General features: G+C 70.4%; 20 protein-coding genes and 1 riboswitch. Of the genes, 12 read left to right on the top strand and 8 right to left on the bottom strand.

The annotated features are described in order from the left end of the window. Positions 1-13 precede the first annotated feature (13 nt). A complete protein-coding gene (locus tag BMZ47_RS07480; protein ID WP_007561495.1) occupies positions 14-196 on the bottom strand; it encodes a CbtB domain-containing protein in 183 nt (60 codons plus the stop codon). A gap of 34 nt (positions 197-230) precedes the next feature. Next, a riboswitch (cobalamin riboswitch) is annotated at positions 231-425 on the bottom strand. Between the two features lie 248 nt (positions 426-673). On the opposite strand from BMZ47_RS07480, the gene BMZ47_RS07475 reads away from it, so the two are divergent. Beyond that, positions 674-1,690: a DUF4424 domain-containing protein gene (locus BMZ47_RS07475; RefSeq protein ID WP_091860270.1), complete on the top strand. Its 1,017-nt coding sequence runs from the start codon at positions 674-676 to the stop codon at positions 1,688-1,690. Between the two features lie 125 nt (positions 1,691-1,815). Next, entirely contained in the window at positions 1,816-3,168 is a 1,353-nt protein-coding gene (locus BMZ47_RS07470; protein WP_091860267.1) for a discoidin/SUN/FTP domain-containing protein, read from the top strand. Between the two features lie 3 nt (positions 3,169-3,171). Here BMZ47_RS07470 and BMZ47_RS07465 read toward each other — a convergent pair whose 3' ends face one another. The 4 genes from BMZ47_RS07465 to secG form a co-directional block, all read right to left on the bottom strand. Beyond that, a complete protein-coding gene (locus BMZ47_RS07465) occupies positions 3,172-4,761 on the bottom strand; it encodes a S10 family peptidase (protein WP_091860572.1) in 1,590 nt (529 codons plus the stop codon). 2 nt (positions 4,762-4,763) lie between these two features. Further along, positions 4,764-5,216 (bottom strand): DNA polymerase III subunit chi, encoded by a 453-nt coding sequence (locus BMZ47_RS07460; protein ID WP_007561502.1) that lies wholly within the window; start codon positions 5,214-5,216, stop codon positions 4,764-4,766. A 66-nt stretch (positions 5,217-5,282) separates the two neighbouring features. Beyond that, positions 5,283-6,911 carry a CTP synthase gene (locus tag BMZ47_RS07455; RefSeq protein ID WP_007561505.1) on the bottom strand — a complete coding sequence of 543 codons (1,629 nt, stop codon included), beginning with the start codon at positions 6,909-6,911 and terminating at the stop codon, positions 5,283-5,285. A gap of 285 nt (positions 6,912-7,196) precedes the next feature. Further along, positions 7,197-7,598 (bottom strand): preprotein translocase subunit SecG, encoded by a 402-nt coding sequence (gene secG, locus BMZ47_RS07450; RefSeq protein WP_091860264.1) that lies wholly within the window; start codon positions 7,596-7,598, stop codon positions 7,197-7,199. 261 nt (positions 7,599-7,859) lie between these two features. Between secG and BMZ47_RS07445 the strand changes: the two genes are divergently transcribed. Beyond that, positions 7,860-8,330 (top strand): nuclear transport factor 2 family protein, encoded by a 471-nt coding sequence (locus BMZ47_RS07445; protein ID WP_091860260.1) that lies wholly within the window; start codon positions 7,860-7,862, stop codon positions 8,328-8,330. Between the two features lie 16 nt (positions 8,331-8,346). Here the strand turns inward: BMZ47_RS07445 and ppk2 are convergent, their stop codons facing one another. Together ppk2 and tpiA are read right to left on the bottom strand one after the other, a co-directional pair. Further along, positions 8,347-9,258, bottom strand: a complete 912-nt coding sequence (ppk2, locus tag BMZ47_RS07440; protein ID WP_007561512.1) for a polyphosphate kinase 2 — start codon at positions 9,256-9,258, stop codon at positions 8,347-8,349. A 74-nt stretch (positions 9,259-9,332) separates the two neighbouring features. Continuing rightward, a complete protein-coding gene (tpiA, locus tag BMZ47_RS07435) occupies positions 9,333-10,094 on the bottom strand; it encodes a triose-phosphate isomerase (RefSeq protein ID WP_007561514.1) in 762 nt (253 codons plus the stop codon). A gap of 197 nt (positions 10,095-10,291) precedes the next feature. Here tpiA and BMZ47_RS07430 point away from each other — a divergent pair, with 197 nt between their 5' ends. The 7 genes from BMZ47_RS07430 to BMZ47_RS07400 all read left to right on the top strand — a co-directional run bounded on the left by BMZ47_RS07430 (position 10,292) and on the right by BMZ47_RS07400 (position 18,106). Beyond that, positions 10,292-12,193, top strand: a complete 1,902-nt coding sequence (locus BMZ47_RS07430; protein ID WP_091860258.1) for a peptidylprolyl isomerase — start codon at positions 10,292-10,294, stop codon at positions 12,191-12,193. Positions 12,194-12,198: 5 nt separating this feature from the next. Beyond that, on the top strand, positions 12,199-13,719 hold the full coding sequence (gene trpE, locus BMZ47_RS07425; RefSeq protein ID WP_091860255.1) for an anthranilate synthase component I: 1,521 nt from the start codon (positions 12,199-12,201) through the stop codon (positions 13,717-13,719). Between the two features lie 62 nt (positions 13,720-13,781). Further along, a complete protein-coding gene (locus tag BMZ47_RS07420; RefSeq protein ID WP_091860569.1) occupies positions 13,782-14,396 on the top strand; it encodes an anthranilate synthase component II in 615 nt (204 codons plus the stop codon). A 35-nt stretch (positions 14,397-14,431) separates the two neighbouring features. After that, positions 14,432-15,469, top strand: a complete 1,038-nt coding sequence (trpD, locus tag BMZ47_RS07415) for an anthranilate phosphoribosyltransferase (RefSeq protein ID WP_091860252.1) — start codon at positions 14,432-14,434, stop codon at positions 15,467-15,469. After that, a complete protein-coding gene (gene trpC / locus BMZ47_RS07410) occupies positions 15,466-16,386 on the top strand; it encodes an indole-3-glycerol phosphate synthase TrpC (protein WP_091860249.1) in 921 nt (306 codons plus the stop codon). Before trpD ends, trpC begins: the two co-directional genes overlap by 4 nt. Before the next feature lie 2 nt (positions 16,387-16,388). Beyond that, positions 16,389-16,880 carry a cyclic pyranopterin monophosphate synthase MoaC gene (moaC, locus tag BMZ47_RS07405; RefSeq protein ID WP_091860246.1) on the top strand — a complete coding sequence of 164 codons (492 nt, stop codon included), beginning with the start codon at positions 16,389-16,391 and terminating at the stop codon, positions 16,878-16,880. Next, the gene (locus BMZ47_RS07400) at positions 16,877-18,106 is read left to right on the top strand and encodes a molybdopterin molybdotransferase MoeA (RefSeq protein ID WP_091860243.1); all 1,230 of its coding nucleotides are present in this window, start codon (positions 16,877-16,879) and stop codon (positions 18,104-18,106) included. Before moaC ends, BMZ47_RS07400 begins: the two co-directional genes overlap by 4 nt. 4 nt (positions 18,107-18,110) lie before the next feature. On the opposite strand, the gene BMZ47_RS07395 is transcribed toward BMZ47_RS07400, so the two are convergent. Then, the gene (locus tag BMZ47_RS07395; RefSeq protein WP_091860240.1) at positions 18,111-19,883 is read right to left on the bottom strand and encodes a hypothetical protein; all 1,773 of its coding nucleotides are present in this window, start codon (positions 19,881-19,883) and stop codon (positions 18,111-18,113) included. 162 nt (positions 19,884-20,045) lie between these two features. On the opposite strand from BMZ47_RS07395, the gene BMZ47_RS07390 reads away from it, so the two are divergent. Next, the gene (locus tag BMZ47_RS07390; protein ID WP_091860237.1) at positions 20,046-21,548 is read left to right on the top strand and encodes an NAD(P)/FAD-dependent oxidoreductase; all 1,503 of its coding nucleotides are present in this window, start codon (positions 20,046-20,048) and stop codon (positions 21,546-21,548) included. 112 nt (positions 21,549-21,660) lie between these two features. Beyond that, positions 21,661-22,944, top strand: a complete 1,284-nt coding sequence (locus BMZ47_RS07385; protein ID WP_091860234.1) for a PQQ-dependent sugar dehydrogenase — start codon at positions 21,661-21,663, stop codon at positions 22,942-22,944. Positions 22,945-23,006 lie beyond the last annotated feature (62 nt).

Below are 23,006 nucleotides of genomic sequence, written 5' to 3'. Positions count from 1 at the left end.
TGGGGCAGGGGCGTCAGTGGCAGGGGAAGTTTTGGGTGTGCCGGAAATCGTGCGCCGCGTTGTGCAGCGCGATCGCCGGCGAGAAGCCCGCCATGAACAGCAGGCCGAGTCCGAGGAAAGCCGCGATCGCGACGGCGACCGGGCGCTCGGCAGCGCGGGTGCCGGTGGCGACGGGTGCGAGGGTCGAGGTGGTCATCAGCGTGTCTCCAGCCGCCCCACCGGCGGCATTGCGGGATCTCAGCGTGACGGCAGGTCTCCTGGCTCGCGGCTCGGCGCGCCTGCCGCCTTCCCGGATCGCTCCGGTGGCCTACTGGCAGACGCTCGCCGCTCACAGTTGCGGGGGCAGCCGCGGATTCGGAACTCGCGCTCCTCACCGCATTCCCTTTTCACCCCGTTGCCGGGGCACCGTCACGGGATCGTTGTAGACGCATGACAGCTCTCGCACAACGGAGGCGCGGCGGAATCATCTCCGACTCTTCGGGTATGACGTGGTTCAGTGGTGTGGTCGGTTGCTGTGAAGCTTTTGCCGCGTCCGGGCGACGATCTTCGCGGTGAAACCGTCCCGCCCCGACTTGCCGAACATGATCAGCCCCGATCATCCGGACTGCCGGCGGACGACTCCCGCAGCGGCCGCGCAGGCCGCCGATTCCCGAGCATGTTGAGTGTGATACCGATGCGAACCTTGTGGCTGGCCCTCGCCCTCGCGGCGACGGCGTCCTTGCCCGCCCGGGCGGATGACAGCAGCGCCGCGCTCGCCGCGGGCGGTCTGGTCCTCGAGAAGACCGACAAGATCGCGCTCGCCTCCGAGGAACTGTACCTGTCCGAGAAGGCCGTGCGGATCGACTACCGGTTCCGCAACCTCACCGACGCCGATATCGAGACCACCATCGCGTTTCCGATGCCCGACGTCACCGGGGATCGCGAGATGCTGACCGCGATTCCCGATCCGGCCCACGACAACTTCCTCAAGTTCGCCACCGAGGTCGATGGACGGCCGGTCGAATCGCAAGTCGAGCAGCGCGCCTTCCTGATCCGGAACGGTGCGCCGCCCGTCGAGATCACGGATCGCCTCAAGGGCCTGGGCATTCCCCTGATGCCGACCGTCGAGGCGACGGAAGAGGCCCTGCGCCGTCTGGGCGAGCGCCGGCGCCTCGCCCTGGCCGCCGACGGCATCCTGGAGCGGCAGGTGCACAAGGATGGCACGATCGCGGATGTCCCGCTCTGGACGCTGAAATCGAAGTTCTGGCGCCGGCAGGTCTTCCCGGCCGGCCGGGAGATCACGGTCCGCCAGAGCTACGTGCCGAGCCTGGGCAGCCTGCCCAGCCTGTCCTACGGCGCTCCGAACGTGGACCCGGCGCAGAAGGCGCAATACGCCACCCGCTACTGCACGGAGCCCGCGTTCGAGAAGGCGGCCCAGGCTTTGTACCGCCGGGCGAGCGCGGATGGCAGCCGGTCGTTCCAGGCCTATGAGCAGTACCTCTCCTACGTCATCACGTCCGGGGGGAACTGGGCGGGACCGATCGGCACGTTCAAGCTGGTCGTGGACAAGGGCGACCCAGCGACCCTCATCGCGTTCTGCGGCACCAACGTGAAGAAGACCGGGCCGACCACGTTCGAGATGGTCGTGAAGGATTACGTCCCCCAGCGCGACATCGACATCCTCCTCCTGAAGTCCGGGACGAACGGCTGAGCCGGCGACCGGGCGCGATGGCTTCAGCGGGCGGGCTTGACGGGCCGGTGTCGATGCGGGCACCGCCGGTCGCGCCGTCCGGCTGCGCCCCGGCGCGACCGGCCCAGATCCGCCCCGGAGACATGATGGCCCCGGCAGACGACTCGAATCCCGCCCTCGTCGACCTCGCCGATGGCCGCACGCCGCAAGCGGTCGCGAATACGACCTGGCTGGAGATCGATCTCGGCGGCCGTTTCCCGATCCATTCCATCGTCGTGGTGTGGAATGGGGTGGATCCGGCACCCGCCGCGGATGTCGCGATCCTCGTGCTGCAGGACGGCGCGTCCTGGTCGGAGCCCGGCCTTGCGTCCCGGCAGAGCGAGGCGGGCTCCAGCACCGCATTCATCGAGGCCGATGAGCGCGCCTGGACGCGGTCCGTGCGCATCGCGGTGCCGAATCCCGACCGGGTGGCCGCCGTGCAGGTCCGCGCCGAGGAGGCCGCGATCGACCTGATCGCGCTGCGTGCGATGCTCGACCTCGACGTGACGCTCCTCAACGAGAAGCCGGGCGCCAACCGCTACCTCGCCTACAGCCTGGAGAGCGGACCGGATCGGGCGAGCCGCACCCTCGTCGGCCTGTCGCTGTTCGAGAACGGCGCGTTCGGCAATTGCCTGGTCCAGTACATCATCGCGCTCTCGGTCGCGAAGGCGTTGAACCTCAAATACGTCAAGGTCCCGAAGGTCGACCGCAGCAAGGTGATCTTCCTGACCGAGCGGCTCACCCGCGACGGCATCACCTTTATCCCGCCGGATGAGGCGCTGCCGGCGGACGGCTACTTCCTGTCCGGCCTGTATTTCGACCCGACGCAGTTCCAGCGTCTGGTGGGGCTCGAGACGCCGCCGGATTCGCGGGCGATCATCCAGGAGATCATCCGCCCGCTGTTCAACGGGCTGCCGGCGACGTTCCCCCCCAAGCCCGACGACCAGCTCCTGATCCATATCCGCTCGGGCGACATCTTCAGCACCTGGGTCGATCCGCACTACCCGCAGCCGCCCTTCGCCTTCTACCGCATGGTCATCGACCGGCTGCGCGGCGAGGGGCGGATCCGCTCGGTCAAGCTGGTCTTCGAGAACCGGCTGAACCCGGTGATCGCCGAGGTGGAAGCCTACGCGAAAGGCCTGGGCCTGCCGGTGGAGACGCAGAGCGAGTCGCTCGTGGCCGATGTCGCGGCGCTGGTGAACGGTCGCTACCTCGTCTTCGGCCTGGGCACTTTCGGTCCGGCGATCTGCCACCTGTCGGAGCGGGTCGAGCAGGTGTTCTACTTCGCGTCCAATTGGCCGCAGGCGTTCCAGGGCATCGAGACCATCCGCAAGCTGGTCGAGGTCCGGGACATCGCGGGACGCTACATGAAGGTCGGCGAGTGGCAGAACACCGACGCCCAGCGCCGGATGATGATCGACTATCCGGCCGAGGCGCTCGCGTTCGACGACGCGGCGTGACCGTCAGGGCGCGTCCTTGAGCCGTTCCGCCGGTGCCCCGGCCGGAGGCGCCGAGCCGCCATCGCGGGCCTTGAGGGCGTCCTGGTAGAGCCGCCGGACATCGCGCTTGAACGCGGCCCGGGAATCGTCGCGCGAATAGAACATGTGCCCCCCGGGATAGACCGCGAGGCTGAGACGCCCGGCGCCGTAGGCCGGGACCTGCGCCAGCAGCAGCTTCGAGGCGTAATACGGCGTCACGAGATCGGTGAAGCCGTGGGCGACGAGGACGCGCAGCTGGCCGTCGAGAGCCAGGACGCCCTTGAGGTTCGAGAGCACTTCCGGCGCCTGCCGGCCCGAGCCCCAGCTCCAGCCGCGATTCACCGCGTTGCTCAGAAGCTCGTAGCGCAGGTTCGGCATGGGCCATTTCAGCGTGCGCGCGTAGAGGTCGAGCATGGCGCTGGTCAGCGGCGCCTGGAGCGCGGTGAGCTGCGGATCCTCGAAGCTCGGCTGCGCGGCATCCGGGTTCGGGTCCCAGCCGGTGATGCCGGTGTCGTAGGCGCTGGTGACGCGGCCCTCCGTCCGGTCGATCTCGCGCTGGATGCTGCGGGTGGAGAGACGCGCGGCCTGGGCGCGGACGAAGGCCGGGTCGAAGCCGGTGAGCGGCGCGACCTTGTCGGTCATCCGGGCGACCGCGGCGGTGTCGCTCGGGCCCTTGAGCAGGTCGGTCAGATACGGCCCCGCCGCGTAGGCCTCGGCGTCGCTCAGCAGCGCCGGATTCGGCATGGTGCCGGCCCGTTCCAGGGCGCCGGCCGCCAGGGAGGGCAGCTTCAGCACGTAGCCCCACGGATTCGCCCGCGGGGTCTCCAGCCAGCCGAAATCGAGCACCGGCGAGAGCAGCACCATCCCGGACAGGCCGATCCCGATCTCCTCCTGCAGCTTCTCGGTGACCAGCGGGCCGCGGAAGCCGCCGTAGCTCTCGCCGACATAGAATTTCGGGCTCGCCATCCGGTCGTTGACCCGCAGGTAGCGGGCGATGACGGCGGCCAGCGTCGCGGCGTCGCTGTCGATGCTCCAGTAGGTCTTGCCGTTGCCGTCGCTGGCCCGGCTGTAGCCGGTGCCGACGGGATCGATGAACACGAGGTCGGTGAAGTCGAGCCAGGTGCCGTCGTTGGGCGTGAGCGCCACCGCTTGCGACGGGCTGATGCTCGTGCCGCCGGTGGGCAACCGCCAGGGACCGATCGCACCAAGGTTCAGGTAGGCCGAGGCCGCGCCCGGTCCGCCGTTGATCGCGAAGGTGACCGGCCGCTCGCGCCCGGCCTCCGGGGCCATCGTGTAGGCGACATAGGCGATCTCGGCCTGGAGCTTCCCGGCCTCGTCGACCAGCGGCAGGCTGCCGGCCGTGGCGGTGAAGTCGAGGCTGCGCCCGTCGGGGAGCTTGACGCTCTGGCGGGTGGTGGAATCCGGCGGCAGGCGGCGGCCTTCCGGGCCGCGCGGGGCCGGCTTCGCCTCGGCCTGGGGGCCGGGATGGTGGGCGTCCTGCGCGCGGAGCGGCAGCGGCGCCGCCACGAGGGTGAGGGCGAGCGCGGCATGCGCGAGACGCTTGCTGAGGAGCACGGTCAAGCCTTCTTGTTCCAGCGGCCCGAATCGTCCTGCTGCCAGTAGGCGACGGCGTGACCCGCCTCCTTGGCCTGCCGCCACTGCTCGCGGGCGCGCAGCAGGGCGTCCTGGTCGGTCCCGTCGAACAGGATGCAGATCCGCTCGTAGCTCTCTGCGTCGGGCGGCAGGTCGGCGCCCTCGACCAGGAACCGGATCGAGGCGGTGTTGGGGTTCACGTCGCGGAGCGTCAGCACCACCGGCTGGCCGGCCGCATCGGGGTCGCGGTCGGTGCCGTGCGGCAGGAAGCTCTCGTCGGAATAGGTCCAGAGGTGGTCGTCGAGGGCCTGCAGCCGCTCCTCGGTGGCCGCCTGGATCGCGGCCTGCCAGCCCCGGCCGAGCGAGCGCTCGACGAGGTTCGGCAGCACCTTCTCCAGGGGCTGGCGCTGCATGTGGTAGAACAGGATCTCGGTCACGATCCGACCGATATAGGGTTCGGGCGCACGGAGCGAGCAGCGGCGCGCAGCCGCGGCTCCGGTGTTCTAGACCAGCCGGCTCTGCTCGATCGCCGCGCCGACGAAACCCTTGAACAGCGGGTGCGGCTCGAACGGGCGCGACTTCAGCTCCGGGTGGAACTGCACGCCGATGAAGAACGGGTGCCCGACATGCTCCACCGTCTCGGGCAGGAGCCCGTCCGGCGAGAGCCCGGAGAAGCGCAGGCCCTTGGCCTCCAGCCGCTCGCGATAGGCCATGTTGACCTCGTAGCGATGGCGGTGGCGCTCGGAGATCCGGTCGGACCCGTAGATCTGGGCGATCTTCGAATCGGGGTCGAGCTGCGCGTCGTAGGCGCCGAGCCGCATCGTGCCGCCGAGATCGCCGACCGCGGCGCGGCGCTCCAGCTCGTTGCCGCGCAGCCACTCGGTGAGCAGGCCGACCACCGGCTCCGAGGTCTCCCCGAACTCGGTCGAGTTGGCATCCGGCACGCCGGCCAGGGACCGGGCGGCCTCGATCACCGCCATCTGCATGCCGAAGCAGATGCCGAGATAGGGGATGCGCTTCTCGCGGGCGTAGCGGGCCGCGCGGATCTTGCCCTCGGCGCCGCGCTGGCCGAAGCCGCCGGGCACCAGGATGCCGTTCAGGCCTTCGAGGAACGGCGCGGGGTCCTCGCGCTCGAACACCTCGGCCTCGATCCATTCGAGGTTGACCTTGACCCGGTGGCTGATGCCGCCGTGGATCAGCGCCTCGGTCAGCGACTTGTAGGCGTCCTTCAGCCCCGTGTACTTGCCCACGATGGCGATCGAGACCTCGCCCTCGGGGTTGCGCACCCGGTCGGAGATCGTCGTCCAGCGGCCGAGATCCGGCTCCTCGCCATGCTCCAGGCCGAAATGGCCGAGCACCTCCCGGTCGAGCCCGGCCTTCCGGTAGGAGAGCGGCACCTCGTAGATCGAGGCGACGTCCAGCGCCTCGATCACCGCGGTCTCGCGGACGTTGCAGAACAGGGCGAGCTTGCGCCGCTCCTCGACGGGGATCGGCCGGTCGCAGCGGCACAGCAGGATGTCGGGCTGGATGCCGATCGAGCGCAGCTCCTTCACGGAGTGCTGGGTCGGCTTGGTCTTCAGCTCGCCCGCCGACGGGATGTAGGGCAGCAGCGTCAGGTGGACGTAGCAGCAGGTGCCGCGGGGCAGTTCCTGGCCGAGCTGGCGGATCGCCTCGAAGAACGGCAGACCCTCGATGTCGCCGACGGTGCCGCCGATCTCGACCAGCACGAAGTCGAACGTGTCGTTGCCGTCGAGGACGAAATCCTTGATCGCGTTGGTGACGTGCGGGATCACCTGGATCGTGGCGCCGAGATAGTCGCCCCGCCGCTCCTTGGCGATGATGTCCTGGTAGATCCGGCCTGTCGTGATGTTGTCGGCCCGGCTCGCCGGCACGCCGGTGAAGCGCTCGTAATGGCCCAGATCCAGGTCGGTCTCGGCGCCGTCGTCGGTGACGAAGACCTCGCCGTGCTGGGTCGGGCTCATCGTGCCCGGATCGACGTTCAGGTAGGGGTCGAGCTTGCGCATCCGGACCCGATAGCCCCGTGCCTGAAGCACGGCGGCGAGCGCTGCGGAGGCGAGTCCCTTACCGAGAGAGGAAACCACGCCGCCGGTGATGAAAACGTACCGCGTCATGGGCCTCGGTCCATAAAGAAGGCGCTGGCATTTGCCAAACGGCAAGCCTGCCGGCGATGGAATGGCTGGGGATCGTGCAGGCACGGGAAACGGCCTGCCCGGACGGGCCGGAGCCGAGCCGAATCGTCGGCCCCATGCTCATCCGCCGACCGTCCTCTTGCGGCGCCCGGACCCGGATGTCACGCGCGCCCGGCGCAGACCCTGGATGCTTGATCCAGGGTTCGCGCCGGTTTCCCGATCGGCATCCGTTCCGGCACGGCGCGCACGATGCCGGTCAGGTGGGCATCAGCGCGATTGCGGCGCCTCGGGCACGGCCGGCTGGGCCGGGGCGGTGGTGGGCGCACGGTCCTGCTGCTGGCGCAGGGTGTCGAGCAGGTTGTCGGCGCCGGTGGGCTGCTTGGCCGGTTGGCCGGCGGGCGCCGACGCGCCGGTGTCGAGGATCGACTTCGGCGCCGCCGAGCGGTGCGACATCACGGCGAGCAGCATGCTGGTGGTGAAGAACAGGGCGGCCAGCATCGCGGTCGCGCGCGTCAGGGCGTTGGCCTGGCCGCGGCCGGTCATGAAGCCCGCGACGCCACCACCGCCGCCGCCGCCCAGGCCCAGCCCACCTTCGGAGCGCTGGAGCAGCACGACGCCGATCAGCGCCAGCACGATGATGAGGTGGACGACGATCAGGACGGTCTGCATCGGTGTTCCGGAATCTGGTTCGGCCTCGCGCGCCGGTCCCGAGAGGCCGGTCCGGCGGCGGGCGCGGCGACCGGTGCCAAACGTTCGACTTGGCGCGCCGGTCGCAAATCTGTGCCGGCCATACACCACTCGCCGGCCGCCGCCAACTTGACGATCGGCCTCGCGGTGTCGCCCGCAGCTCTCGCGCCGCGCCGCCGGTCGTGCTCTGTCGGGCGGGAAGGGCGGCTCACGCAACACGCCGCCCCGCCCGGGAGGCCCGCCATGACCCTATCTCGCCGTTCGGCGCTCGCTGCCGCGTTCGCCATCGCCGCTGCCGCGCCGATCCTGATTTACCCGACGCCGGGCTTCGCCGCCGGGACGACCGACGCCGCGCAGGGCGCCGCGGTCGAGGCGGCCGTCGATTCCCTGACCCAGGCCCTGCTCGCGGCGGACGGCGCCGCCCTGGACGCCCTCACCCTCGACGGCTTGAGCTACGGCCATTCGAGCGGCGTGGTGCAGGACAAGGCGGCCTTCATCGCGGCGCTGACCAGCGGCGCTTCGCGCTTCCCGAGCATCACCCTGTCGGACCGTTCGGCCTCTGTGATCGGGGAGGACGCGATTGTCCGGCACGTCTTCTCCGGGGAGGCCGTCTCGAACGGCAAGACCGCCCCGGTCCATATCGGGGTCCTGCAGGTCTGGCGCCGGGACGGCGGCCGCTGGCGGCTGATGGCGCGTCAGGCGTTCAAGCTCTGACGCGCGTCGAGTCCGGTCAGTAGCGGGAGGGGACGAGCATCTCCGGCGGGGTCGGCGTGCGGAGGTAATCCGCGTGGCGTACCCGCTCGGGCAGGTGAACCGGCGGATGCTCGACGGTCTCGTAGGGGATCTGCTCGAGCAGATGGCTGATGCAGTTCAGCCGGGCGCGCTTCTTGTCCACAGCCTCGACGACCCACCAGGGTGCCTCGGGGATGTGGGTGCGGGCCAGCATGTCCTCCTTGGCGCGGGTGTAATCCTCCCACCGCCGGCGGGATTCGACATCCATCGGCGAGAGCTTCCACTGCTTGAGCGGATCGGTGATGCGCATGTGGAAGCGCAGCGCCTGCTCCTCGTCCGTGATCGAGAACCAGTACTTCAACAGGATGATGCCCGAGCGCACGAGCATACGCTCGAACTCGGGCACGGAGCGGAAGAACTCCTCCACCTCGGCTTCGGAGCAGAAGCCCATGACCCGCTCGACGCCGGCGCGGTTGTACCAGGATCGGTCGAACAGCACGATCTCGCCGCCCGCGGGCAGGTGGGTGACGTAGCGCTGGAAGTACCATTGCGTGCGCTCGCGCTCGCTCGGCGCGGGCAGGGCCACGACGCGGCAGACGCGCGGGTTCAGGCGCTGGGTGATCCGCTTGATCACGCCGCCCTTGCCGGCCGAATCGCGCCCCTCGAACAGGACGACGACGCGCAGCTTCTTGTGCTGGACCCAGTCCTGGAGACGGACCAGCTCGTGCTGGAGGTGCAGGAGGTCGCGGAAGTAGCGCCTGCGGTCGAGGCCGGATTCCGATCCGCCTTCGAGGCTGTCGAGGCGGTCATCCTCGAAGCCGAGTTCCATCTCCTCGTCGTAGCTGTCGAGGATTTCGCGTCGGATCATCTCCACCATCGTGGGATCCGCGGAGGCATGGTCGATCGTCATGTCGGGCTTCTTGGTCGGATGTCGTCACGCCCCTCAAAGCAGGATCGTGTGACAGCTCCGAGAACCCCGGCGCCTCACGCGTAGGCGGCGCAAATCCCCAGGAAGTCCTCGGCCACGAGGCTCGCGCCGCCGACCAGGGCGCCGTCGACATTCTCCACCGCCATCAGCTCGCGGGCGTTGCTGGGCTTGACCGAGCCGCCGTAGAGGATGCGGATCCGGTGGGCTTCGTCGCCCACGAGCTTGTCCAGCATCTCGCGGAGGGAGGCGTGAACCTCGGCGATGTCGCGCGGCGTCGGGGTGCGGCCGGAGCCGATCGCCCAGACCGGCTCGTAGGCGATCACCGTGTCGGCCGCGGTCGCGCCCTTCGGCAGGCCGATGGCGAGCTGGGCGCGGACGATGTCGAGGGCGCGGCCCTGCTCGCGCTCCTCGATGGTCTCGCCGACGCAGATGATCCCGCACAGGCCGGCCCGGCGGGCGCCCAGCGCCTTGGCGTGGACGCCGTCATCGGTCTCGTGGTGGTAGGCCCGGCGCTCGGAATGGCCGACGATCACGTATTTGGCGCCGAGATCGGCGAGCATCTCCGCCGAGATCGAGCCGGTGAAGGCGCCGCTCGGCCGGGCATGCAGGTTCTGGCCGCCGATGGCGATCGGCGATCCGGCTGTCGCCGCCACGCAGGAGCCGATCAGCGTCGCCGGCGGGCAGATCAAAACGTCGACCCGGGCGGCAAGCTCCGGCGTGATCCCGTCGCGGATCGCCTCGACCACTTTGATCGATGCCCGCGTCCCGTTCATCTTCCAGTTGCCGGCGACCAGCGGTTTCCGCCCCGTCTGCGTCATCCCTAGCCCTCGCCTCACCCCCGTGCCGCCTCGGCTTTTCCGGGGTCGGCGGGGCCTACCAGAGCGAGCTTGAGCGCGCAAACCGTCCGATAGGCTGAGCCTTTGCCTGTGGACGCGAATGGTCTATCGCGAACGCCTTTCAGGGATGGCACCGGCCCGGCGACGGGTCGAAGGCCGAAGGTATCCGATCACAGATCATGCTTCAGGGCATCCGCAACGCCAGCCAGCATTGGCTCGGCAAGATCGTCTTGACGATCATCTTCGCGCTGCTGATCGCGGGCGTGGGCATCTTCGGCGTGGAGGAGTTCTTCCGCGGCGGCTCGAGCAACAACGTCGCCACGGTGGGCAGCACGCCGATCACCGCCGAGCAGGTGCGCCAGGCCTACCAGAACCAACTGCAGCGCTATCAGGCCCAGCTGAAGCGCGCGCTCACCCCCGATCAGGCGCGTATGCTCGGCCTCGACCGGGCGGTGATGTCGCAACTGATCACCGAGGCGGCGCTCGACCAGAAGACGCATGATCTCGGCCTCGGCGTGCCGGACGCGTCGGTGATCCGGGCGATCCACGACGAGAAGAGCTTCCAGAACGCCCAGGGCCAATTCGACCCGACGTTGTTCTACCAGATGCTCCAGCGCGCCGGCCTGAACGAGAACCTGTTCGTGCGCGAGCAGCGCGCCGTCATCGCCCGGCTGCAGCTCGCCGAAGCCGTGTCGTCCGACCTCCATGTCCCGGCGGCGATGCGCGAGGCGGTCCACCGCTACTCCACCGAGCGCCGCTCGGCCGCCTACCTGATGCTCACGCCCTCCGTGGCCGGGGAGATCTTGGCCCCGACCGAGGACGAGCTGAAGACCTGGTACGAGGCCAACAAGTCGGGCTTCCGGGCGCCGGAATTCCGCGCCGCCACCCTGCTGGTGGTCGATCCCGAGGCGATGGCCAAGCCCGAGGCGATCACCGACGCGGATGCCAAGGCCGCCTACGAGCTGAACAAGGGCCGCTACGGCAGCCCGGAGAAGCGCACGATCCAGCAGATCGTGTTCCCGGACGCGGCCGCCGCGGAGGCCGCCCGCAAGGCCATCGACGACGGCTCGAAGACCTTCGAGGCCGTCGCCGAGGAGCGCCGCACCGGCGGCACCGACCTGACCCTGGGCACGCTCACCAAGGCCGAATTGTTCGACAAGGTCGTGGCCGATGCCGCCTTCGCGCTGCCCGAGGGCGGCGTGAGCCAGCCGGTCCAGGGCCGGTTCGGCACGGTGCTGCTGCGGGTGACCAAGATCGAGCCCGGCACGGTCAAGCCGTTCGAGGAGGTCGAGGGCGAGATCCGCAAGAACCTGGCGCTGAGCCGCGCCCGGGACGCCATGGAGACGACCCGCGACGCGATCGAGGATCAGCGCGCCGGCGCCAAGCCGCTCGCCGACATCGCCACCGAGCGCGGGCTCAAGCTCGTGACCGTCAAGGCGGTCGATCCCCAGGGCAAGGGCCCGGACGGCCAGCGCGTCGCCGACATCCCCGACCCGGACACCACCCTGCCGGCCCTGTTCCGCGCCGAGATCGGCGGCGACAACGAGCCCCTGCGCACCAAGTCCGGCGGCTATGTCTGGTACGACGTCACCGGCATCGACGCCGCGCACGACAAGCCCCTCGACGAGGTCCGGGACGGCGTGAAGGCCGGCTGGACCGCCGCGGAGATCGCCAAGCGCCTCCAGGCCAAGGGGCGTGAGCTGGTCGAGAAGCTCAACGGCGGCGCGACCATCGAGGCGGTCGCCCAGGAGGTCGGGGTCAACACCCAGGAGGCGCTGGACCTCGCCCGCAACCAGGCCAAGGACATGCTCACGACCGACGACGTGAACTTGATCTTCGCGACCCCGGTCGGCAAGGCCGGTACCGCGGCGGCGGGCGATTCGCGGGCGGTGTTCAAGGTCACGGCGGCGACGATGCCGGCCTTCGTGGTCGACACCCAGGCCGACAAGACCATCACCAAGAACTTCCAGGCCGCGCTCGCCGACGACGTGCTGTCCCAGTACATCTCGGAGGTCCAGAAGAATGCCGGCGTGAAGATCGACCAGGCGGCCCTGCGCCGCGCCATCGGCGGAGAGTATTGAGGGCCATGGCCGAGGCGCCTGACTACGCGGCGTTTGCCGGACGCTACGAGGCCGGTCAGCCGAGCCTCGTCGAGCTGAACCTCGTGGCCGATCTCGAGACGCCCGTGGCGGCGTTCCTCAAGCTGCGGGCCCGGCATTCCGGCCCGGCCTTCCTGCTCGAATCGGTGGAGGGCGGCGCGGTGCGCGGCCGGTACTCGATGATCGGGCTCGATCCGGACCTGATCTGGCGCTGCCGCGACGGCGCCCCCGCCATCGCCCGGGGCGCCGATCTCGACGCGTTCGAGCCGGACGACCGGGCGCCGCTCGCCAGCCTCCGGGCCCTGATCGCCGAGAGCGCCATCGGCGGATCCGACGGGCAGGACCTGCCCCCGATGGCTGCCGGCCTGTTCGGTTATCTCGGCTACGACATGGTCCGCGCCATGGAGCGGCTGCCCGAGCCAAACCCGGATCCCCTGGGCGTGCCGGACGCGATCCTGATGCGCCCGCGCGTGATGGTGGTGTTCGATTCGATCCGCGACCAGATCACCGTCATCTCACCCGTCCGCCCGGCGCCCGGCGTCACCGCCCGCGCCGCCTACGAGGCCGCGCTCGCGCGCCTCGACCGGGTGGCGGAAGCCCTCGAAGGGCCGCTGCCGGTGGACGCCCGGGTTGATCTCTCGAGCGTGGCGCATCCTGAGCCGGTCTCGAACACGTCGCCGGAGGCTTTCGCCGCCATGGTGGCGCGGGCCAAGGAGTACATCGTCGCGGGCGACGTGTTCCAGGTGGTGCTGTCCCAGCGCTTCTCGGCGCCGTTCACGCTGCCCGCCTACAGCCTGTACCGGTCGCTGCGCCGGACCAACCCGGCCCCGTTCCTCTGCTACCTCGATTTCGAGGCCTTCCAGATCGTCTGCTCGTCGCCGGAGATCCTGGTGCGGGTGCGCGAGGGCACCGTCACGGTCCGGCCGATCGCGGGAACGCGCCGTCGCGGCGCGACCCCGGTCGAAGACGCGGCCCTGGCGGCCGAGCTGCTGGCCGACCCGAAGGAATGCGCCGAGCACCTGATGCTGCTCGATCTCGGCCGCAACGATGCCGGCCGGGTCTCGAAGATCGGCACCGTGCGGGTCACCGATTCGTTCTTCATCGAGCGCTACAGCCAGGTCATGCACATCGTGTCGAACGTCGAGGGCGACCTCGACCCCCGCCACGATTCCCTTGACGCCCTGGCGGCAGGCTTCCCGGCCGGCACGGTCTCCGGCGCCCCGAAGGTGCGGGCCATGGAGATCATCGACGAATTGGAGCACGAGAAGCGCGGGCCCTATGCGGGCTGCATCGGCTATTTCGGCGCCCGCGGCGAGATGGATACCTGTATCGTCCTGCGCACCGCCGTGGTGAAGGACGGGCGGATGCACGTCCAGGCCGGCGCCGGCATCGTCTACGATTCCGACCCGGCCTCCGAGCAGCAGGAATGCGTCAACAAGGCCAAGGCCCTGTTCCGGGCCGCCGAGGAGGCGGTGCGGTTCGCTGCCCAAGCGAAGCGCGGGCAATAGGGCAGGTTGACCCCGCGGGTGAGAGGGCTCACATCGCGAAAATGCCCGAGCGTGCCGCCGCGATGTCCAACGTCCTCGTCATCGACAACTACGATTCCTTCACATGGAATCTGGTCCACCTGATCGGCCCGCTCTGCGGCGCCGTCGAGGTCGCCCGCAACGATGCGCTGAGCGTCGCCGACATCCGCGCCAAGGCGCCGGACGCGATCGTGCTGTCGCCCGGCCCGTGCACGCCGAACGAAGCGGGCATCTGCCTCGACGTGGTGCGCGATCTCTCCGACGAGATCCCGATCTTCGGTGTCTGCCTCGGCCTGCAGGCGATCGGCCAGGCCTTCGGCGGCGACGTGATCCGCGCGCCGCTGCCGCTGCACGGCAAGGTCTCGACCATCCGGCACGGCGCCAGCGGCCTGTTCCGCGGCCTCAACGACAGTTTCGAGGCGACGCGCTACCATTCCCTGGTGGTCGACCGCGCGAGCTGCCCCGAGACTCTGCGGGTCACCGCCGAGGCGGACGGCCTGATCATGGGGCTGGAACATGCCGAGCGACCGCTGCACGGGGTGCAGTTCCACCCCGAGAGCATCCGGTCGCAGCACGGCACGGAGATCGTGAAGAACTTCCTGGATCTCGCCGCCGCCTGGAACGCGGCGCGTGACAGAGCCCGCCCCGACGTGCATTGACCCCGGACGGCCGGGGCGGCCTTCCGACAGAGCGCATGGACAGTTTCAGACCCCATCTCGCCAAGGTCGCCGGGGGCCTGGCCCTCGACCGTGCGGAGGCGCGCGCGGCCTTCGACGACCTGTTGTCGGGCGAGGTCACGCCCGTCCAGGCCGGCGCCTTCCTGGCCGCACTGAAGGTGCGCGGCGAGACTGTCGAGGAGATCGTCGGCGCGGCCGAGGCGATGCGTGCCCGCATGACCCGGATTGCGGCGCCCGACAACGCCGTCGATGTGGTCGGTACCGGCGGCGATCATTCCGGCAGCGTCAACGTCTCGACGCTCGCCGCCATCCTGGTCGCCGCCTGCGGCGTGCCGGTGGCCAAGCACGGCAACCGCGCTGCGACCTCGCGCTCCGGCGCCGCCGACGTTCTGGCGGCGCTCGGCGTGAAGCTCGGCCTCGATGCGGAGGGGCAGGCAAGGTGCCTCGCCGAGGCCAATCTGTGCTTCCTGTTCGCCCAGGCCCATCACGGGGCCATGCGCCACATCGCGGCGGTGCGCTCCGAGCTGCCGGTGCGGACGATCTTCAACCTGCTCGGTCCCCTGTGCAACCCGGCCGGCGTCGCCTACCAGCTGTTCGGCGTCGCCCAGGAGGCGCTGGCCGAGCCGCTGACCCGGGTGCTGGCCGAGCTCGGCAGCCGCCGGGTCTGGACCGTCCACGGCTCGGACGGTCTCGACGAGATCACCGTCACCGGGCCGACCCGGGTGGTCGCCCTCGAGGACGGCCGCCTGACCCGCTTCACCATCGAGCCGCGCGAACTCGGCCTGCCGCTCCGGGCGCCGGAAGAGCTGCGCGGCGGCGATCCCGCCGACAATGCGCGGGCGCTCGAAGCCGTCCTGGCGGGCGCACGCAACGCCTACCGGGACATCGCCGTTCTCAATGCAGGCGCGGCCCTCGTCGTCGCGGGGGCGGCTTCGACCCTGGCGGACGGGCTCGCGCGGACGCAGGATGCCGTCGATTCCGGGGCGGCGCGGGACACCCTCGCCCGCCTGGTCCGGGCCTCGAACGATCGCTCGAACGGGCAGGAGTGCCGATGAGCACGCTCACGCAGGAATCGGTGGCCCAGGAGGGTTCTGCCGAGGCGCCGCCCGAGCGGCCCAACGTGCTGGCCCGGATCGAGGCCTACAAGCGCCGCGAGATCGCAGAGGCGAAGCTGCGCGTGCCGCTCGCCAAGCTGGAGCGCCGCGCCGCCCAGGCCGATCCGGTCCGCGGCTTCGCGGCGGCGATCCGGACGCATCTCGCCGCCGGCCGCCCGGCCCTGATCGCCGAGGTGAAGAAGGCCTCGCCCTCCAAGGGGCTGATCCGGGAGGATTTCGCCCCCGCGATGCTGGCCGCCGCCTACGAGGCGGGCGGCGCCACCTGCCTCTCGGTTCTTACCGACGAGCCGTCGTTCCAGGGCCGGCCGGAATACCTAACCGAGGCACGGGCGGCCTGCGGGCTGCCGGTCCTGCGCAAGGACTTCCTGTTCGAGCCCTACCAGGTCTACGAGGCGCGGGCCTGGGGCGCCGATTGCATCCTCGCGATCATGGCCTGCCTCGACGACGACGAGGCCGAAGCCCTGGTCGCCACCGCGCACGAGCTCGGCATGGACGTGCTGGTCGAGGTGCATGACGAGGCCGAGCTGACCCGGGCGCTGCCGCTGGGCACGGCCCTGATCGGGATCAACAACCGCAACCTCAAGACCTTCGAGGTCTCGTTCGACACCGCGATCCGCCTCGCCCCGGGCATCCCGAAGGACCGGATCGCTGTGGCCGAGAGCGGCATCGGCGGCCATGGAGATGTCGAACGGCTCCGGGAGCACGGCCTCGGCGTCGTGCTGGTCGGCGAGAGCCTGATGCGTCAGGCGGACGTGACCGCGGCGACCCGGACGCTGCTGTTCGGCGCGCACGGCGGATCGGAGCCGGACGCCAAGGCCGGCAAGGCCAAGAAGCAAGACGACAAGAAGAAGGGCTGAGCATGGAGCCCGGTTCGACGCTCACCCATCTCGACACCACCGGCGCGGCCAATATGGTCGACGTGACCGACAAGCCCGCCACCGACCGGACCGCCCGGGCCGAGGGCAGCGTGGTGATGCGGCCGGAGACCCTGGCGCTGATCCGCGAGGGCGACGCCAAGAAGGGCGATGTCGTCGGCACCGCCCGGCTCGCCGGGATCATGGCGGCCAAGCGCACCCACGAACTGATTCCGCTCTGCCACCCGCTGCTGCTCTCGAAGGTCCGGGTGGAGTGCGACCTGGACGACGCGCTGCCGGGTTTGCGCATCGCCGCCGAGGTGCGGGTCCAGGGGCCGACCGGCGTCGAGATGGAGGCGCTGACCGCCGTCTCGGTGGCCTGCCTGACCGTCTACGACATGGTGAAGGCGGTCGATCGCGGCATGCGGATCGAGGGCATCCGCCTCGTCGCCAAGGATGGCGGGCGCTCCGGGTCCTACCGGGCGCCCGACGCATGAGCGGCCTGATCCCGGTCGCCGAGGCGCTGGCGCGGGTCCTGGCGAGCGTGTCCGACCCGGTCGAGGCGGAGACCGTTCCCCTGGCCCAGGCCGCTGGCCGGACCCTGGCGGCCGATGTCGCCGCCGCCCGCACGCAGCCGCCGTTCCCGGCCTCCGCCATGGACGGCTACGCTGTCCGCTTCGCCGACGCCTCGGCTGTCGGGGCGAGTCTGAAGCTGATCGGGACCAGCGCGGCGGGACACGGATTCTCCGGCCGCATCGGCCCCGGCGATGCGGTGCGGATCTTCACCGGCGCACCCGTGCCCGAGGGCGCCGACGCGATCCTGATCCAGGAGGACGCCCAGGCCAAGGGTGAGACCGTCCGGGTCGTCGAACCCGTCGAACAGAACCGCTTCATCCGCCGGGCGGGCCTCGACTTCACCGCCGGGGAGACCCTGCTGGTCGCCGGCATGACTCTCGACGCGCGGCGTCTGGCGCTGGCGGCGGCGGCCGGCCATCCGCGCCTGTCGGTCCGGCGCCGGCCGCGCGTGGCGATCCTCGCCACCGGCGACGAGCTGGTCGAGCCCGGCGCCGAGCCGGCCTGGGACCAGATCGTCGCCTCGAACAGCCTGGCGCTGGCCGCGCTCGCGTCTGACGCGGGCGCCGAGATCATCGATCTCGGGATCGCCGCGGACGATCACGGCGCCCTGGAAGACGCCTTCCGCCGGGCCCGCGAAGCCCGGGCCGACCTGCTGATCACGCTCGGCGGCGCCTCGGTGGGCGATCACGACCTCGTCCAGGCGGCGCTCGCTAAGGAAGGGCTGGAACTTGGGTTCTGGCGGGTGGCGCTCCGGCCCGGCAAGCCGCTGATGCACGGGCGCCTCGGCGACATGCTGGTGATCGGCCTGCCGGGCAATCCGGTCTCGTCGATCGTCTGCGGGCTGCTGTTCGTCGTGCCGGCGATCCGGGCCCTTCAGGGCGACGCCCAGGCCGGGGCCGACCGCAGCGAGCCGGCCACGCTCGGCCGCGATCTGCCGGCCAATGACGGCCGCGCCGACTACATGCGGGCGAGCCTCGCCATCGAGCCCGGCCGGCTGCCCGTGGCCTCGCCCGAGCAGCGCCAGGATTCCTCGATGCTGGCGGTCCTCGGCCGCGCCGAGGCGTTGCTGATCCGCGCGCCGCATGAGCCGGCGGCCAAGGCCGGCGATCCGTGCCGGATCATCCGGCTGGACCGCCGGCTGCTCTGACGGCTCACGGCGCCACGCGCCAGACCTTCAGCGGGCCGGGCAGGGCGATCGGCTCTAGCCGGTCGGAGCCAATCTCCCCGCGGGCAAGCCGAGTGACGAAAGCCGGCTCGGGCTGGAGGTCGTCGGCCGGCCGGCCCGGGCAGGCCACCAGATAGCGGACCCGGAACGCATCGAGCACGCGGTCGAGATCGGCTTGCGTCCCGCCCAGCCCCTCGATCGCGGCGGTGAGGCCCGGGATCGCCCGGTGATAGGGCGCGGCGACGATCCTGTGCGGCGTCCGCAGCAGGATCGACGGACCCAGCGCGATCGGCGCCAGCACGGTCCCGGCCGGCAGACCCGCCAGGGGCCGCACGGCGGCATCGCCCTGGCAGGCGAGCGCGGCCGCCGGATCGGGTGCCGTCCGGGCGGGCGGCACGAGCCGTTCCGCGAGCGCCATCGGCGCCAGCCAGAGCGCGCTGACCAGGCTGCCACCGAGCAGGGCCGCGCCCCAGCGGCGCGAGCCGGCTTGCGCGGCCGGCGTCAAGGCGCGGTCGATCACCGGCCCCGCCACCAGCGGCACGAAGCCCGAGGCGATGTAGAGGCCACGGAACTGGGCGTAGCCCAGGAGCAGCCCCGGCCACAGGAACAGGGCCGCTACCGACCACGCCCGGCGCTGCGGGCCGCGCCAGGCCATCCCGGTGGCAGTCAGCGTCGCGAGCAGCACCACCGGATAGAAGACCAGCATCTCCCACCGGCCCTGCACGACGGATTTCGGCAGCGAGGCCATCTCGTTGACGGTGAGCAGCCAATGCTCCCGGACCAGGGGCGTCATTCCGGGGAACGGTCCGTCCAGGCAGACCGGAAAGGCGAGGGCGAAGCCGCCGATCAGGAGGATCCCGCAGAGGATTGCCAGAGCGACGCGCCGTCCAGCTGTGGTCAAATGACGACGGAAGGCGGCCGCCGCCATTGCGAAGCCGAGGCCGCCGGCGGCGAGCCACAGCCAGGGCGGGGAGAGCGCGTCGCAGCGCGTCACGGTCCAGAGGGCGGGTGCCGTCTGCGCGGCGAACAGGAGCGGCGCGGCGACGCCGAGCCCGAGGCCGAATCCTGCAAGGCAGGGGAGGGCGGGGCGGCCGCGCCAGCACCAATCGCCGGCGCAGGCCAGGGCGCCGAGCGCCAAGAAGGGCAATCCTTCCAGGCCCACCGCCAGCGACAGGGCCGCGAGCCCGCCACCGGCGAGGCCCGCGCGAAAGCCGCCGCGGATCAGGCAGAACGCGAGGCCCAGCATCGCCAGGATCTGCAGGTTGTGATGGTCGACCCGGCCCGGCTGGAACTGGATCACGATCCCGAAGGTCTGCGATGCCACGAGCAAAGCTAGGATCGCAGCCCGGTCCCCGAAGGTCTCGCGGACGCCGCGATACATCAGGGCGCAGAACAGCCCGAACAGCAGCAGCGGCCAGAACGCGGCCGTCAGCCCCTCGGCGCGGGGCCGTCCCACAAGCGGCGTGAGCACCCGGATCAGCCCGGCGATCGGCGCGTCCACGAGGCGCGACCAGTGGCTCGCCACGCCCTCGGGCGGGAGGAACCGGTACTGGACGTTGTCGTACCAGCCCTGGCCGCCCAGGAGGTCGCGCACCGCGACGAGCCGCATGGCGTCGTCGGTATCGGGCACGCGCAGGTGCCGGATCGTGTCCCAGATGTCCTGCGGCGCGTGCATGGTCGCGAGCGACAGGGCCACGACCAGCCACAGGAAGGCGCGGGTGTCGATCCGTGCCGGCGAGGCGGCGGCCGCGGGCGGCATCTGTGCGGGTTCCCGGACGCGCCGAGCTCGAGCGCGGGATGGAGCCTGCGCGAACCGGCTTAACGGCCGGTCAATCGACCGTGAGTCGGTTCCTTAACCATCCGCGCCCAATCTCCGCGCGAGCCGGCCGGGATCCGGCCGCGACGGCAGCCGGAGCAGGGGATGAGCCACCACACCGAGACGCTGGTGATCGGCGCGGGGCCGGCCGGCCTCACCGCCGCTTACCTGCTGTCGAAGCAGGGGCGGTCGGTCACCGTGCTGGAGCGCGACCCGGCGCAGGTCGGCGGCATCTCGCGCACGGTCTCGCATAACGGCTACCTGTTCGACATCGGCGGCCACCGGTTCTTCTCGAAGTCCAAGGCGGTGGTCGATCTCTGGGACGAGATCCTGCCCAACGACTTCATCGAGCGGCCGCGGCTGTCGCGGATCTACTATCGGGGCAAGTACTACGCCTACCCGCTCAAGGCGTTCGAGGCGCTGCGCAATCTCGGCCTGGCGACCAGCGCGGCCTGCGTGGCCTCCTACCTGTATGCCCGCATGCGGCCGGTGCGCGACCCGAAGAACTTCCACGCCTGGGTGCGCAACCAGTTCGGCGAGCGGCTGTTTTCGATCTTCTTCAAGACCTACACCGAGAAGGTGTGGGGCATGTCCTGCGACGCGATCTCGGCGGATTGGGCGGCCCAGCGCATCAAGGGGCTCGATCTCGGCGCAGCGATCCGCGACGGCATCAAGCGCTCGCTCGGCCTGCGCAAGGCGCCGAAGGCCGGCGGCCCGGTGATCAAGACCCTAATCGAGTCCTTCCGCTATCCGCGCCGCGGGCCCGGCATGATGTGGGAGGCGGCCGCCGCCAAGATCCAGGCCCAGGGCGGCCGCGTGCGCCTCGACCGCGGGGTCGATTCCCTCAGCTACGATGCCGGCACCGGCATCTGGACCGTGGCGGCCCGCAGCGCCGACGGCAGCCGCGAGACCTTCACGGCCCGGCACGTGATCTCCTCCGCGCCGGTGCGGGAGCTGGTGGATTCGATCCGCCCGCGCCCGCTCAGCACCTTCAACGCACGCTCCCTCAAGTACCGCGACTTCCTCACCGTCGCGCTCATCGCAAAATCCCAGAAGAACTTCCCGGATAACTGGATCTACATCCACGATCCGTCGGTGCAGGTCGGGCGGGTGCAGAACTTCCGCTCGTGGTCGCCCGAGATGGTCCCGGACGCGGACCACACCTGCCTCGGCCTCGAATATTTCTGCTTCGAGGGCGACGGGCTCTGGACCGCCTCGGATGACGAGCTGGTGGCCCTCGCCAAGCGCGAGATCGGCCAGATCGGCCTGATCGACCCGGCCGACGTGGTCGATGCCTGCGTGGTCCGCCAGCCCAAGGCCTATCCGGTCTACGACGAGGATTATGCCGGCCACGTCGTCACCGTGCGGCGGGAGCTGGAGCGGGATTTCCCGAGCCTGCACCTCGTCGGCCGCAACGGCATGCACAAGTACAACAACCAGGACCACGCGATGATGACCGCGATGCTGACCGTGGAGAACATCCTCTGCGGCCGCCGCCGGCACGATGTCTGGCAGGTCAACGAGGACGCGGAATACACCGAGTCCGGCGTGTCCGGGGCCCGGGCCGCCCTGGGGAGTGAGCGCCTCGTTCCCCGCAAGGTCGCCTGACACGGGACAAGGGCGGAGCCGCGTCACCGATGCGGCTTGCCGGCCCGAAGTGAAACTCTATCGTTCGCTCCGACAACGCCCGTATCCAAGGGCGGCGGGAGGACGAATAAAGATGCGCTCTGTGATCATCGCCGCGCTCTGGGCGGGTGTCGCCCTGCCCGCCTTCGCCGTGTCGGCCCTCGCGCAGGGTGCGGCGCCGGCTGAGACGAAGACCAAGGCCGACGACCTCGAGAAGCTCCAGAGCTTCCGCAGCACCGACACCCAGGCCGCCCCCGAGGTCCCGCAGAGCGGCCGTCGGGCCGACGCGATCCGCAAGACGCTGGGCAAGATCAAGCTGCCCGAGGGCTTCAAGATCGACCTCTACGCCGTGGTGCCGGATGCCCGCGCCATCGCGGTCGGGCCCAATGCCGGCGTGCTGTTCGTCGGCACCCGCAAGAACAAGGTCTACACGGTCACCGACCGCGACAAGGACCGGGTCGCCGACGAGGTCCGCGCCTTCGCACCCGGCATCGCCTTCAAGATCCCCAACGGCGTCTGCTTCTCGAAGGACGGCGTGCTCACCGTGGTCGAGCAAAACCGTGTGCTGGCCTTCCCGGCCGCCGAGTTTTTTTATGAAAATCCCGACGTTGCCGCCGGCATTCTCGTGAAGGAGGGTGCGCTCATTCCGGCTGCGGAGGAGAGCTTCAACCACACCGCCCGGGTCTGCCGGGTCGGGGCGGACGGCAAGACCTACATCGCGCTGGGCCAGCCCTACAACGTGCCCCCGGCCGAGAAGATGGACCTGTACCGGAAGGCCGGCATCGGCGGCATCATCCGCATCGACGCCGACGGCAAGAACCGCGAGGTCTTCGCCACCGGCATCCGCAATTCGGTGGGCATGGATTTCGCCGCCGACAAGTCGCTGTGGTTCACCGACAACCAGGTCGACGGCATGGGCGACGACAAGCCGCCGGGCGAGCTGAACCACGCCACCAAGGCCGGCGAGAATTTCGGGTTCCCCTGGTACGGCGGCGGCGCGGTCCGCACCGTCGAGTACAAGGACCAGACCCCGCCCGCGGACGCGGTCCCCCCGGTCGCCGAATTGCCGCCCCACGCGGCCGATCTCGGCATGACCTTCTACAACGGCAAGCAGTTCCCGGCCTCGTACAAGGGCGGGATCTTCATCGCCGAGCACGGTTCCTGGAACCGCACCGAGCCGGTGGGCGCCCGGGTGATGTTCGCCCCCATGGGCGCGGACGGGAAGCTCGGCGCGGTCAAGCCGTTCGCGGAGGGCTGGCTGACCGGCGACGGCGAGTATCTCGGCCGCCCGGTGGACGTGGCGGTGATGCTCGACGGCTCGCTGCTGGTCTCGGACGATGCCGCCGGGGCGATCTACCGGATCTCCTACGAGAAATAGGTTTTCGAGACTTGGCGCCCCTGTTCGTGAGAGGCGCCACGAACCCTTCGCCTCGTGCGGGC

It is taken from the genome of Methylobacterium brachiatum (assembly GCF_900113845.1).
GTDB lineage: Bacteria > Pseudomonadota > Alphaproteobacteria > Rhizobiales > Beijerinckiaceae > Methylobacterium > Methylobacterium brachiatum.
This window is presented reverse-complemented; position numbering and strand designations above follow the sequence as displayed.